The following is a 13,609-nucleotide window of genomic DNA, read 5'->3' as shown; positions in this document are numbered from 1 at the left end:
AGCTTTTTTTGTTTCCGGCTCTCATTTGCAAGGAATTTTTTTAGCGAGTGTCGGACACGGCCATGTCGATCTGCTAGCCGCCCCGGTAGCGGGCATCCCAATTAGCAATACGCCAGATGTATTTGGTGTCGCAACAGCCGATATTGCCTTACTTTTGATGCTACGTTATCCAGAAAAGCCTTCTTTCGGGCGAACCAAATTTCAAACGGACAATGGAGAGATTTCGAATTCGCCAAAGATCTGGGGATAGAACTGCACGGCAAAGCCCTTGGCATCTATTATTTAGGGAGAATCGGGCTGGAACCGGCAAGGAGGAACATAGGGAGCCTATAACATGCCCGTTATTTACCACAATCGCCACCTTAATGACCGAGCAGAGAAACTTTTAGACGCGGATATGTAAATTTTGACGACTTGTTACCACAAAGTGATGTATTCTTCTTTCATACCAATTTGATTCCAGAAACGAGGCATCGTTTTAATGCGCAAATCTTCCGTTGAATGAAAAATTCGGCTATTTTCGTAGACACAGCGCGAAGGGCGATATATCAGGAGGACGATCTTATTCACGCGTTGCGTACGAACGAAATCGGGGGAGCGGGATTAGACGTCTCCGATCCGGAACCTATGCTCCAAACCGAACTGCTATTACGATTGTCCGGTGTATGTATGCTACCTCCTATTGAGTCAGCCACGAAGCAAACCCGAACACAGATGACCCAACACTGAGCGCTGCAAATTTATTTGCTGTCAAGAATGGATACAGGAGCCCCAAGTGATCAACCCAAAGGTTTACAGCTAGCTAAAATCGTTAGAAATGTTAATACGGAAAGCAGCCGGTGTCCTGAATGAACAACGGCTACTTGCGGTTTGCGATTGATCAAACTTTAGTGTGCAGGCTGTGCATCAATACGACGGATTTCTGCTCCTAATGCTTTTAAACGATCTTCGATATCCTGATATCCACGTTCTATCTGCTCAATATTGTAGATAACCGACTTACCTTGTGCAGATAATGCAGCAATGAGTAACGAGACTCCAGCGCGGATATCCGGAGATGTCATCTCGATCCCCCGTAATTTGGTTTGCTTATTTAACCCGATGACCGTGGCGCGATGTGGGTCACACAAAATAATTTGCGCCCCCATATCAATCAACTTATCGACAAAGAACAGCCGGCTCTCAAACATCTTTTGATGGATCAGAACATTTCCTTTCGCCTGTATAGCGGTAACGAGGACAATACTTAACAAATCTGGGGTAAAACCTGGCCAAGGTGCATCGGAAACAGTCAGGATTGAGCCGTCGATAAACGTGTCAATCTCATACGAATCTTGGGCAGGTATAAAAATATCGTCTCCTCGCAGTTCGAATTGTATACCCAACTTTGCAAAGACAGTGGGGATGATACCTAACTCCTGAAAGCACACATTTTTTATGGTAATTTCCGAACCGGTCATTGCGGCCAAGCCTATAAACGAACCGATTTCAATCATATCCGGCAGCATACGGTGCTCCGTTCCACCGAGCTTTTCAACACCTTCTATCGTTAGTAGATTAGAACCTATCCCCGAGATTTTAGCGCCCATCCGATTCAACATTTTGCAAAGTTGCTGCAGGTAGGGCTCACATGCTGCGTTATAGATAGTCGTCACACCTTTGGCTAATACAGCCGCCATTACGACATTTGCTGTCCCAGTAACGGATGCTTCATCAAGCAGAATGTATGCTCCCTCTAATGCTGTCGCGTCTACGTTGAAAAAATTCTTTTCAGCATCATATATAAACTTTGCTCCAAGCTTTTCGAATCCTAAAAAATGCGTATCTAGTCGGCGACGGCCTATTTTGTCCCCTCCTGGCTTCGGTATCGCCGCTTTACCGAATCGGGCTAACAAAGGCCCAACAATCATAATGGAACCACGCAACCCCCCACCTTTTTGCTTAAATTCTTCGGACTGGAAATAATCAATATTGATGTTTTTAGCCTCAAATTCGTACGTATCTTTATTTATCCGGCTAACGGAAACTCCGAGCGCGGCCAACAAGTCGATCAATTTATTGACATCCTTTATATCCGGGATGTTACTGATCGTCATTTTTTCTTCTGTCAACAGCACTGCCGACAGGATTTGCAATGCCTCATTTTTTGCTCCCTGTGGAACAATCTCTCCTTTTAGTTTTTTCCCACCGATTATTTCAAATGCATTCATATATATACGTACTAGTGTAATTTTATGTGTCGCGTAAAAACAGGCTATTTCTAGGATAGCCTACGCACTAGACTTCCGATCAGTTCGATCAGAAATTCGGCAAAAAAGAAAGCAATTGAATGCCGGTAGCCGTCACACAATTGCCCTCTAGTATTCATATCGAAAGACGTTATCTTTTGAAGCCGCCTTTTTTAGGGACGAAATTTTTCTTCCCACCTCCGTTGTGTTTTTTATGGTTGTTGTTGCCCCCGCCATTATTCTTCTGTGCAGGCGCTGCGGCCGCTGTTTTTGTACGGTTGCCCGGCGGCGGTGTTTTAAAGTCGAGTTTAGTCAACACCGTATCACTTGGCAACACAAGCTTACCCTTAGAAAGTTCCGCAAGATCTTGGATAATGTGGTCATCCTGCACAGAATCCTTATTCCAGGTCACATATGCCATTTTCATGAAATTAGCTACGGAGAGCGCCATACGATGTCTATACTCCGGTTCAGACATAGCCAATGCCTTCTCTATCATACGCTCAACTGTAAAACCGTAATGCTTGAAACGAATGGAATGTTGTGGATAATTTAGCAATTCTGGTTTCTGATGAATAGCCTCACGACTTGGAACCGGATAAGGAGAGTCCACGTCTATTTTAAAATCGGAAATGATATGCAGGTGATCCCACAATTTATGTTTAAAGTCAGAAACATCACGCAGATGCGGGTTTAGTACGCCCATCATGTCGATCACGACTTGCGCGTACCGGTTTCTTTCTTCCTTCGTTGGAAGCGTACAAATATAGTCTACCATATTTTGTACATTTCTTCCGTATTCTGCCAAAATAAGCTTTGGTCTGGTACTGTTGTAGTCGAAATCCATATTGAATAGTTTTACGCTTAACAAACGTTATTTAAGCGCAGTTATTGTTATTTGTACTTTATTGAACGATCCTTAATTTTGCAAATTTAAGCAACAATTGTTTCTGTCCCAACTCTTTGAAAAAAATAGTTGCTTTAATATCGGGTTTATTTCCTTCCAAGTTCACGACTTTGCCGAAGCCAAAGCGCTCGTGTTCAACTTCCATCCCGACTTGCAAACTGCTCGTGTCGGATGGCGCGAACCCCGCCGTAGGAACATGGGCTTTTGGTAAAATAGACGTCGTCTTCATCGTTCTCGGTTTCGGTTTAGAGAAGGTATCCGTTTCTTTTTGCTTCCACGCAATACGTTCCGATTGAAAACCATTATCTATACCTGTGGAGACGGAACGAGGCTGAAAATCTAACTCGAGACAACCGGGATTCAGCTCATCTAAAAATCGACTCGGCTCACAGTTATTCAGTGTCCCCCACCGATATCTAGATGTCGCATATGACAAATGCAATTTTTTCTCCGCGCGCGTGACGGCAACATAGAATAACCGACGTTCTTCTTCCAATTCAGACCGGGAATTTAAGGACAATTGAGAAGGAAACAAATTCTCCTCCAAACCAACGATGAATACGACAGGAAATTCCAACCCTTTCGAGGAATGGATCGTCATCAAAGAAACTGTGTCAGCGTCGGGATCCTTATCATTATCGTCGTTGGTTAGCAAGGCGATATCTTGCATAAAAACATCTAAACCTTTCTCTGCAATATCTTCTCTCTCCGAAAATTCCTTAATACCATTTAACAACTCCTGGATATTTTCGTATCTGCTCAACCCTTCTACTGACTTGTCTTCGTATAAATCCTTTAGAATTCCCGAATGCTGTGCTATGTGCATAGCTGTGTCAAAAGCTGAATTTGTCTTGGCCATCGCTTGGAAGCTTTGGATCATCAATCCAAAATTTGCCACAGCACCCGCGCTGCGGCCGTCTAAAAACATTTGCGAGTTGGCGACAACATCCCACAAGCGATATTGTTGTTTGTCAGCAGCGACCAGAATCTTCTCGACCGTGGTATCGCCGATTCCGCGACGCGGATAATTGATTACCCGTTTCAACGCCTCTTCATCATTCGGATTAAAAGTTAGACGAAAATATGCTATTAAATCTTTAATTTCTTTTCGTTGATAGAAGGATGTTCCGCCGTAGAGCTTATATGGCACATTGATCTTGCGAAGCGCCTCCTCCATAGCGCGGGATTGGGCATTCGTGCGATACAGAATTGCAAAATCTTTATATTTTAGACCTTTCAACGATCGCTCCTGCGAAATGGCTTCAGCCACAATTTTCCCTTCTTCATTATCGGAAAAAGCACGTGTTACTTTGATTTTTTCGCCATCCTCATTCTCAGAGAACACATTTTTCTCCAACTGATTTTGATTTTTCTCAATAACACTATTTGCCGCATTAACGATCATTTTAGTCGATCGATAATTTTGTTCTAATTTGAATACGCGGACATCGGGATAATCCTTCTGAAAATTGAGTATATTCTGGATGTTCGCGCCACGGAATGCATAGATACTTTGTGCATCATCTCCTACGACACAAATATTCTCATTGACAGCTGCCAATCTCTTGACGATAAGATACTGCGAAAAGTTAGTATCTTGGTATTCGTCAACCATCAAATACTTAAACTGGTGCTGATATTTGTGAAGCACATCGGGGTGTTTATTAAGCAACACGTTAGTCTTGAACAACAGATCATCAAAATCCATAGCCCCCGCCCTATAGCATCGCTGTGCATACGTCATATAGATTTGCCCAAGCTGACCGCGGCCGTTGGCAATATCTTCAGCCATGATGGCTTCATTTTTATTATACTCCTGGGGAGAAATCAAATTATTCTTGGCGGATGATATACGTCCGTACACATGATTAGCATTATAGAGCTTGTCGTCTAGATTCATCTCTTTAATGATCGCACGGATAAGGCTCTTCGTGTCGTCTGTGTCATAGATGGTAAAGTTTCTGGGGTATCCTAACAACTCGGCTTCCACGCGCAGAATCCGCGCGAAAACGGAGTGAAACGTTCCCATCCAAATATTCTTGGCTTCGAGCCCCACTACACTCATAATCCGCTCCCGCATTTCCTTCGCCGCTTTATTGGTAAACGTAAGTACGAGAATATGAAAGGGGTCAACACCTTTCCGGATCAAATGGGCCACGCGATACGTAATCACACGTGTTTTTCCGGAACCTGCGCCCGCCACAATCATGACAGGACCTTCGGTCTGTTCCACTGCTCCGCGCTGGGAAGGGTTTAATCCTGCTAAATAATCCAAATCTTTCTCCTAAAGTTTTATGAAAAGTTCCAACAAAAAAGTACCGGTAAAATTAAGAAAAATAATCGACTATCTACTCCCTTTCAGACAGCGTTTATGGTATAATCTGTATATTTATCCATCTGTAAATCCAACCGCATGAAAACAACTCTCCGCCTGTTTATTCTTATTTGCAGCCAGTCCGGCGCCTTGCCAGGAGCAATATGGGCCCAGGTTGTCGAAGATACGATTCGTTTACCCACGTCTTTTGTTTACGTTCAGCAGGAAATTCCCACCATCAAACTCGATATGCGATACGCCGGTTCCAACAATTTTGTTGGGCGACCGATAGACGGATATCATAAAGCCACTGCGATCTTAAGTAAACAGGCCGTGGATGCACTGAAAATGGCAGCAAGTGCTCTGAAAAGGCAGGGTATTGGGCTTACCATATTCGATGCATATCGACCGCAACGGGCTGTGGATCATTTTGTCCGATGGAGCCACGACCCGACCGACACCGTTCGAAAAGCTGATTATTATCCAGACATGGCTAAGCCCGACCTATTCACACGAGGGTATATTGCTAAAAAGTCGGGACATTCGCGCGGAAGTACCGTAGATCTCACCCTATACTACTTATCCTCCAACAGGGAACTGGATATGGGCGGTTCGTTCGATTGGTTTGGCAGCAGTTCGGCTCACGGAAACGTCCAATTGACGGCAGGCCAATTAAAAAACAGGAAACTACTTCGTACCATAATGGAAGCATCAGGATTTGTCGCGTACGAAGATGAATGGTGGCATTACACCCTCCTAAACGAGCCTTTTCCCGACACCTACTTTGATTTTCCGGTGCATTGACCAAGGTAAAAAAAGTACCAACAATGCGATGCTCGGTTCATATAAAAAACGTGTGTACCCTATTAAAACGGAGCGTCATCTGGCATATCATTCATACGCGAAGGCATGGTTATGCCGCCGCCTCCGAAATCGGCGCCGCCGAAACCGCCGAATGCATCAGATGGGCCTAACGCCGATCCAAAACTATCTGGTGTTCCGAAAGAATCCCCTGCTGCCCCTGCAAAATCCTCTTCTAAGTCTACAAACTTCACGAATTTACCCACGAATTTAAGTGGAACAATACCCGTCTCCCCGTTCCGGTGTTTCGCAATGATCACTTCGCCAACTCCTGCAGTCGGACGCCCTTCTTCATCTTCTGTTAAGCCATAATATTCTGGACGGTATAGAAAGAGTACCATATCCGCATCCTGCTCGATAGACCCAGACTCCCGCAGGTCCGACAGCATCGGTCGCTTACTGTTTCCTGGCCTCGATTCAACAGCACGGCTTAATTGAGATAGGGCCAACACGGGGATATTCAGCTCTTTTGCTACAGATTTTAACGCTCGGGATATCTGACCGATTTCCTGCTCCCGATTTCCTCCGCCTTTACCTTCCGATTTTCCATGCATCAGCTGCAAATAATCGACAATAACCATCTGGATATCATGTTGTGCCTTCAAGCGTCGACATTTTGCGCGAAATTCAAAAACGTTTAAAGCTGGGGTATCATCGATGATGATTGGGGCTTCGGTCAGTCGGCCTATACGTGAATGCAGTTGCTGCCACTCATGATCGGCTAAATTCCCTTTTTTCAATTTCTCTTGCTCGATTTCGGTTTCGCCCGCAATCAGACGGTTTACCAATTGAACGGATGACATCTCCAAGGAGAATACCGCCACCGCACGTTGATGGTCTACCGCAGCGTTGCGCGCTACCGACAATACGAAAGCGGTTTTCCCCATTGCCGGACGAGCCGCAATAATAACCAAATCAGAAGGCTGCCAACCAGACGTCATACGGTCCAAAGCTGTCAAACCGGAAGGAATGCCGGTCAACCCATCGGTCCGATCACGGAGCATCTCCAAATTCGAAATGGCTTCACGCATAATGTCATCCATTTTACGCGAGTCACGTCTCAAATTGTTTTGCGCAATATCAAACAAAGACTTCTCAGCCTGATCCAATAAATCAAAAATATCAGCTGTTTCATCATACGAACTGTTGATAATCTCCGTCGAAACTTTTATGAGCTCGCGTTGTATATATTTCTGCGAAATAATTCGGGCATGGTATTCTATATTTGCGGCCGATACCACACGATCTGTCAGCTGGGTAATATAATAGGCTCCGCCAACAAACTCCAATGCCCCCATTTTACGCAACTCCGCAGTAACAGTCAATAAATCGATTGGCGAAGTCTGTTGGAACAAACTGAAAATGGCTTCATAAATCTTCTGATGTGCTTCTTTGTAAAAAGAATCGGGCTTTAAAATATCGATAATTTCACTCAATGCATTTTTTTCGAGCATAAGTGCCCCTAACACAGCTTCCTCTAAATCCAAGGCTTGTGGAGGAAGCTTCCCCAGACCGCCAATCATATTATTAAGACTCGCCCGCTTCTTAGCAAAATTAGGCTTGCCCGCCGTATTGTTCGAAAATTCGTTATCTGTCGCCATTCCAAAAAGGTTCTCCTGTTAAATTTATACGTCTTGTTGTCTATTGACCGTGCTCGTAACGGGGTAACAAAAATATAAAAAATAAACAGGAACGATTCAACAAGTTGTAAACACTCTATTTCGGTTGCGAAAACAACCATGTACGTGCCACTCCCCCCCCCTGAAAAAGAGTCGATCTCTTGTACACATACGTATGTGGATAACGTGTGGATAGCAAAAAAAGTCTATTCATTACCAAGTATTTAATAGCATGTGGATAACTTCAACTCATGTGCATAACTATCTAAGAGTGCCCAACTAAAGCTTCTATCCGATTACTTCTCCGCTAGCCATTAAAAGCCAAACACTTATCACAAATAACACGAAATTTATTCCCTGCCGTCTACTTTTTTAGTGCACCACAATATTGTATCTTTGTGTTATGGCAAATGAGAGCTCAACAATAAAACCCTATAAAACCAAAGAAGGCGGCAAAAAGGAACAAGTTGCAGATATGTTCAATAACATATCAAAAACCTACGACGTTCTGAACCGCATGATGACCATGGGGATCGACATCATATGGAGAAAAAAAGCAATACGGTCACTTAAGAGCTTACGTCCCCAACTGATCTTGGACGTAGCTACGGGTACGGGCGACTTTGCCATAGAATCGCTACGGATACTAAATCCCTCGAAGATAATCGGCGTGGACATTTCTTCTGGCATGCTGGACGTTGCACGCGAAAAAATTGAGAAGAAAGGGCTAAAAGATCGTTTTGAAGTACAGTTAGGGGACTCGGAAAAATTACAATTCCCAGACAACACGTTTGACGCCGTTACGGTTGCTTTTGGCGTGCGCAATTTTGAAAATCTAGAACAAGGGTTGGCCGATATTCGCCGAGTATTAAAACCCGGCGGACGGGCCGTGGTTTTGGAGCTCTCTAATCCTACAATGTTCCCTATCAAACAATTGTATCATTTCTATTTTCACAAATTTACGCCAGCATTGGGACGATTGATTTCTAAAGACACGCGCGCATATGCATATCTTCCGGAATCTGTAACGAATTTTCCCGATGGTGAACGGTTTGCCGCTATCACTCAACAGGTTGGCTTCCAACACACGAAAGTTCGTCCACAGACCTTCGGATTCTGTACGATCTATGAGTGTACCAAATGAAAAAACTTGCTCTATACGTATTGTTATTTGCAGGCAACTGTTCGTTAGGAGTCGCACAACATCGCGTTTCTATGCCATTTAGTTCGTCCTATGACGAAAATGCATGGCTTTCGCTCGGCATGCAGTACAACTACATAAACAGCACGTATAAAATTGGACTGCAAAAGAACTGGACGAACTTGGGAACAAATGCACCGACAAACAGCGACCATTATATAGCTAGTTTTGGCGCTATTGAATCTGTAGCAAGTCATGGCATGTCGGTTGGAATACCGATTGAAATCCGTTTTACAGAACATCTCTCTTATATCTTTCAACCGAGTTTTGTCTTTATCAACCACTCGAGTATCCAATATACAGGAGCAGATGCCCATGGCGACAGCCGCACGATCGTGCGCTACATGCGGCATGTCGTCGACAATCTCAGCGGATCAAACTTCAACGCTTTTGAGTTTCCCTTCAGTCTGCGTTTTCGGTCTGATGAAAAGTTGCTAAAAAATAGATTTAACCGTTATCGGGGCTACGTGACCGCGGGAGCGCGCTACAGAAGGTGGACCGGACTTCACAGTACCTATCGAGATTGGCTGAACGGGCTACCCGAAAACAGACCGCATGCCTTGATCATGAAAACAGGCTATCTTTCTTGGGAGGCGGGACTGGGTTTGGAAATATTCTTCCCTTTCTTCCGTGTTTCTCCAGAGGTCAAATTTATCCAGAGCACGGGTAATGTACTTCAACGTGAACATCTTCTAGCAGAGAAGAATGCCTTTATGGCTCCGTTGAGCAAAACATATATTCGAAATATTCAATTCAGTTTAATCTTTCAATAATGAGAACAGTACTAATAACAGGAGCGAGTTCCGGAATCGGCGAGGCGTGTGCCCGCGTACTTGCCTCGGAATCGAATTATAGGCTGTTGCTATGCGCACGGCGGGTCAATCGGTTGGAGAAACTTCGAGATCGTATCCTCGACTCTTATCCGGACTGTGAAATTTTCTGTTTCGAACTGGACGTCCGCGAACGAGAGCAAGTAGAAATGGCTTTGAATAACTTACCCGCGGACTGGAATTCAATCGATATCTTAATCAACAATGCTGGGTTAAGTCAAGGATTGGAGTCTTTAGAAAACGGAGATACCGGTGATTGGGACCGCATGATCGATACGAACGTCAAAGGCCTCTTGTATGTCACGAAATATTGTATCCCGAAAATGGTAAACAGCGGCATGCCGCATATCATTAATTTAGGATCTATCGCTGGCAAAGAGGTGTATCCAAAAGGCAACGTATATTGCGCTACCAAACACGCTGTGGATGCATTGACCCAAGCCATGCGCATCGATTTACTAGAAAAGGGCATCAAGGTAACATCGATAGACCCTGGCATGGTAGAAACGGAATTTTCAGAAGTGCGTTTCAAAGGAGACAAAGAGCGCGCTCAAGATGTTTACAAAGGTTTAACCCCCTTGTGTGGACAGGACATTGCTGAAATCATAGCTTTCGTGTTGTCTAGGCCAGCACATGTGAACATAAACGATTTGCTGGTCATGCCTACTGCCCAAGCGACAGGAACTATCGTCAAGCGTACGTCTTAAACTATTTCAGCGTTATTATTTAACTACCTCCATATTCAATACTAAAACATATGTCATTAGAACAAAAAATCAATCAGGATATTAAAGCGGCTATGATCGCGAAAAACAATAGTCGACTACGGGGATTACGTGCGATTAAAGCAGCAATTTTACTTGCAAAAACTGAAAAAGGTCATACCGAAGATCTTACTGAAGATACAGAAATAAAAGTGCTCCAAAAACTTGTTAAACAACGAAAAGAATCTGGAGAAATTTATCAGGCGCAAAATCGCGGAGACTTATATCAAATCGAATTTGAAGAACAACAGGTCATTGAAGAATATCTTCCCAAGCAATTGGATCGTGCTGCTATCGAGGCCGTGATTACACAAATTATAGCAGAAACAGGTGCTTCATCCGTAAAGGATATGGGAAAAGTGATGGGAGCTGCCAATCAAAAACTAGCAGGACAAGCTGATGGCCGCACCATATCGGAAGTGGTCAAGTCGTTACTGACTTAGGTATTGGGCGAGTATCTATGGAAGTACACTGGAAAATAAAGGCGTTTTCTGATCTCAAAGCGCTGGAGCTTTACCAAATCCTGCAACTGCGGATTGATGTATTCATGCTCGAACAGACATGTCTCTATCCGGAGTGTGATAATAAGGATTTACTAGCTGCTCATATTTTTGGCATTACAGACGATCAGGTCGTTGCCTACGCGCGGCTAATCCCTCCAGGTGTCTCCTACTCGGAGCCCTCGATCGGCCGTGTTGTTGTACATAAAGATTATCGGGCTCCTGGGCTGGGTAGGATCCTCATGCTACAGGCAATCTCCTATTTACAGGAACAGGGAATCCATTACGCCTCCATTCGTATTAGTGCACAACTATATTTACAACGTTTTTACGAAAACTTAGGATTCGAACGTGTAAGCGATATGTATCTAGAAGACGAGATCCCCCATATCGAGATGCTTCGAACGAAATGACCAATCGACCCGCTTCATGAACGCAATAAAAAACGGAATGAATTAGAATTCATTCCGTTTTTATGATCGGATGTTTTATTATTTCTGGATCCGTTCGCCGAAGTTTTTATCGCGCTCGTAGGTAACCATATGCCGTTCTTTCTTGGCCTGATAAATATCTGCCAACGTAATCATAATGCCCGTTTCTTCTACTTCGCCAAACTCATCGTTCATGGCTGTACCAAAAGTACGCATGGTCGGCGAAAGATTCATATACGTATTAATCAGGGGAGGGATATTTTCTCCTAACTCACGGATTTTTGTATTCAATACTTTATATCCTTCTTTGTATTCCAAACCATCAAACATACCAAAAAAAGGTGTTATATCAGTTTTATAGCCGACGTTAAGTTCTTCAAAAGGGACAACAAGCTGCTCCCGGTCGGGAAAATAATATTCCATAAAATATAGGAGTAGATCCCGAGCCGTTGCATTGTAATGCGGATACATAGTTACTTTACCGAACAGGTATTTGATTTCCGGGTTGATGACAACTAACGCTCCTAGCCCATCCCACAAATTGTCCAATGAAAATAATCCTTTTCGGTTGTCAATAGCTGGCTGAAATCGAGGTTGCACCCAAGAGCGGCCGAGCTCTAAAGTATAAGGAAGAAACTCTTTCTTGAATTTATCTGAGAATTGAAAGTAATGCGCTGTTGATAAATGTAAATGGCCATGAGCGTCCATCGCATCTTCACATTTAATAACACGATAACCGGCAATAATTTCCTGCTCTTCAGGATTCCAAGCAATTAACTGATCATAGTTATGTTCGCAGGTATCATTTTCATCAATATCCAACGCCAGACCGGTTCCGCCGCCTGCGCCACGAAATGTCAGTTCCCGTAGGCGACCGATCTCACGCATGATATGGGGTGCCGTGTGGTAATTTACCAAGTAAACCTCGTTGTTCCCATTATTTGTATAACGTACAAAGGCCTCTTCTGTCAATTCCGCTTTAATTAGTTCTCTATCTACTGGTGCAATAATCTCTTGCATAAATTATTTTTTATCCCCCATTCTGTAAACAATCTCTCGCACGTCATGAGCCCAATCCCGTTCCGACTTGGAATGATCAAAATGACTATAAGGAATGCGTTCCCCTATACGAATCGTCACCGTCTGATTTCGTTGCGAAAACATTTCATCCGGCAAATATAACATCTCTAGATTGGCCTTTAGTCCCAATTTTTGTCTTAGTCTAGCTAAATTATAGAAAAAATTGGAATTTCTCCCGTCAATGTACACCGGAATGACGTCGCGCTTATATTTTTTTGCCTTTGAAATAAAACTCTTTTTCCATTCTAAATCCGCTACGGTGCCATGAATCTTTCTAGAAACCAATCCTGCAGGAAAAATGAGTAAGGCATTGTCCGAACGATAGGCCTGATCGATAGCCATGATACCACTCTTAGCTTGATTTCCCACTTTATTGACAGGAATAAACAACGGTTCCAAATTGCGAATATTCATTAAAATATCATTGACCAAGAATTTGACATCACGCCGATACCGTCCGATGGCATGCATAATTGCGATACCGTCCAAGCCGCCTAAGGGATGATTTGACGCAAATACCACACTGTCCTCAAGCGGAATATGCTGCTCTCCTTCTAAGACCACACGAACGCCCAGCTCTGCAATCAATGCATCGACGAAATCCAAACCATACAAATCCCTAAATTTGGTCATGATATAGTTTATCTCATCCTCGTGAATAACACGTTGCAAATAACTGATCAGAAGTCTAGGTATCCATTTTGCCAGCTTCGGACTTTTTTTATGAATCACCTCACGTACTTGAATAAACTTGACGTTCTCCTCTTCTTCGATCATGCGTATAGTTTCCTGAATCCTGTATTTCGATAAATAACGGCGTAAAATTAAGGAAAATATATTTTATTGATGTAAAAAGTTATTTACAAGAAAATAG

At 43.5% G+C, this 13,609-nt stretch carries 14 protein-coding genes; 8 read left to right on the top strand and 6 right to left on the bottom strand.

Features of this window, described 5'->3' with window-relative positions; genetic code table 11:
• Positions 1 to 25: 25 nt before the first annotated feature.
• Together ACFSR5_RS00980 and ACFSR5_RS00975 are read left to right on the top strand one after the other, a co-directional pair.
• Positions 26 to 250, top strand: a complete 225-nt coding sequence (locus tag ACFSR5_RS00980) for a hypothetical protein (RefSeq protein WP_380899779.1) — start codon at positions 26 to 28, stop codon at positions 248 to 250.
• 251 nt (positions 251 to 501) lie between these two features.
• Complete coding sequence (locus ACFSR5_RS00975) at positions 502 to 729, top strand: NAD(P)-dependent oxidoreductase (protein ID WP_380899777.1); 228 nt, start codon at positions 502 to 504, stop codon at positions 727 to 729.
• A 158-nt stretch (positions 730 to 887) separates the two neighbouring features.
• On the opposite strand, the gene murA is transcribed toward ACFSR5_RS00975, so the two are convergent.
• The 3 genes from murA to ACFSR5_RS00960 form a co-directional block, all read right to left on the bottom strand.
• Complete coding sequence (gene murA / locus ACFSR5_RS00970; RefSeq protein WP_380899775.1) at positions 888 to 2,210, bottom strand: UDP-N-acetylglucosamine 1-carboxyvinyltransferase; 1,323 nt, start codon at positions 2,208 to 2,210, stop codon at positions 888 to 890.
• Positions 2,211 to 2,379: 169 nt separating this feature from the next.
• A complete protein-coding gene (locus ACFSR5_RS00965; protein ID WP_380899773.1) occupies positions 2,380 to 3,075 on the bottom strand; it encodes a DUF4290 domain-containing protein in 696 nt (231 codons plus the stop codon).
• Positions 3,076 to 3,133: 58 nt separating this feature from the next.
• A complete protein-coding gene (locus ACFSR5_RS00960) occupies positions 3,134 to 5,410 on the bottom strand; it encodes an ATP-dependent helicase (protein ID WP_380899771.1) in 2,277 nt (758 codons plus the stop codon).
• A 138-nt stretch (positions 5,411 to 5,548) separates the two neighbouring features.
• Here ACFSR5_RS00960 and ACFSR5_RS00955 point away from each other — a divergent pair, with 138 nt between their 5' ends.
• On the top strand, positions 5,549 to 6,253 hold the full coding sequence (locus ACFSR5_RS00955; protein ID WP_380899769.1) for a M15 family metallopeptidase: 705 nt from the start codon (positions 5,549 to 5,551) through the stop codon (positions 6,251 to 6,253).
• Positions 6,254 to 6,315: 62 nt separating this feature from the next.
• On the opposite strand, the gene dnaB is transcribed toward ACFSR5_RS00955, so the two are convergent.
• Positions 6,316 to 7,911 (bottom strand): replicative DNA helicase, encoded by a 1,596-nt coding sequence (dnaB, locus tag ACFSR5_RS00950; protein WP_380899767.1) that lies wholly within the window; start codon positions 7,909 to 7,911, stop codon positions 6,316 to 6,318.
• Between the two features lie 421 nt (positions 7,912 to 8,332).
• Here dnaB and ubiE point away from each other — a divergent pair, with 421 nt between their 5' ends.
• The 5 genes from ubiE to ACFSR5_RS00925 are packed head-to-tail and all read left to right on the top strand — an operon-like array spanning position 8,333 to position 11,637.
• Positions 8,333 to 9,073: a bifunctional demethylmenaquinone methyltransferase/2-methoxy-6-polyprenyl-1,4-benzoquinol methylase UbiE gene (gene ubiE, locus ACFSR5_RS00945; RefSeq protein WP_380899765.1), complete on the top strand. Its 741-nt coding sequence runs from the start codon at positions 8,333 to 8,335 to the stop codon at positions 9,071 to 9,073.
• Positions 9,070 to 9,903: a PorT gene (locus tag ACFSR5_RS00940; RefSeq protein WP_380899763.1), complete on the top strand. Its 834-nt coding sequence runs from the start codon at positions 9,070 to 9,072 to the stop codon at positions 9,901 to 9,903. The genes ubiE and ACFSR5_RS00940 overlap by 4 nt, the downstream gene beginning before the upstream one ends.
• On the top strand, positions 9,903 to 10,667 hold the full coding sequence (locus ACFSR5_RS00935) for an SDR family NAD(P)-dependent oxidoreductase (protein WP_380899761.1): 765 nt from the start codon (positions 9,903 to 9,905) through the stop codon (positions 10,665 to 10,667). Before ACFSR5_RS00940 ends, ACFSR5_RS00935 begins: the two co-directional genes overlap by 1 nt.
• A 50-nt stretch (positions 10,668 to 10,717) precedes the next feature.
• A complete protein-coding gene (locus ACFSR5_RS00930) occupies positions 10,718 to 11,167 on the top strand; it encodes a GatB/YqeY domain-containing protein (protein ID WP_380899759.1) in 450 nt (149 codons plus the stop codon).
• Positions 11,168 to 11,184: 17 nt separating this feature from the next.
• Positions 11,185 to 11,637 carry a GNAT family N-acetyltransferase gene (locus tag ACFSR5_RS00925; RefSeq protein WP_380899757.1) on the top strand — a complete coding sequence of 151 codons (453 nt, stop codon included), beginning with the start codon at positions 11,185 to 11,187 and terminating at the stop codon, positions 11,635 to 11,637.
• Between the two features lie 78 nt (positions 11,638 to 11,715).
• On the opposite strand, the gene ACFSR5_RS00920 is transcribed toward ACFSR5_RS00925, so the two are convergent.
• Both ACFSR5_RS00920 and ACFSR5_RS00915 read right to left on the bottom strand, forming a co-directional pair.
• Positions 11,716 to 12,675, bottom strand: a complete 960-nt coding sequence (locus tag ACFSR5_RS00920) for a GNAT family N-acyltransferase (protein WP_380899755.1) — start codon at positions 12,673 to 12,675, stop codon at positions 11,716 to 11,718.
• 3 nt (positions 12,676 to 12,678) lie between these two features.
• On the bottom strand, positions 12,679 to 13,512 hold the full coding sequence (locus ACFSR5_RS00915) for a 1-acyl-sn-glycerol-3-phosphate acyltransferase (RefSeq protein ID WP_380899753.1): 834 nt from the start codon (positions 13,510 to 13,512) through the stop codon (positions 12,679 to 12,681).
• Positions 13,513 to 13,609: the final 97 nt, after the last annotated feature.

This window comes from Sphingobacterium suaedae, assembly GCF_042684625.1.
GTDB lineage: Bacteria > Bacteroidota > Bacteroidia > Sphingobacteriales > Sphingobacteriaceae > Sphingobacterium > Sphingobacterium suaedae.
Note: the sequence above shows the minus strand (reverse complement) of the source record. Positions and strands in the feature narration are given on the sequence as shown.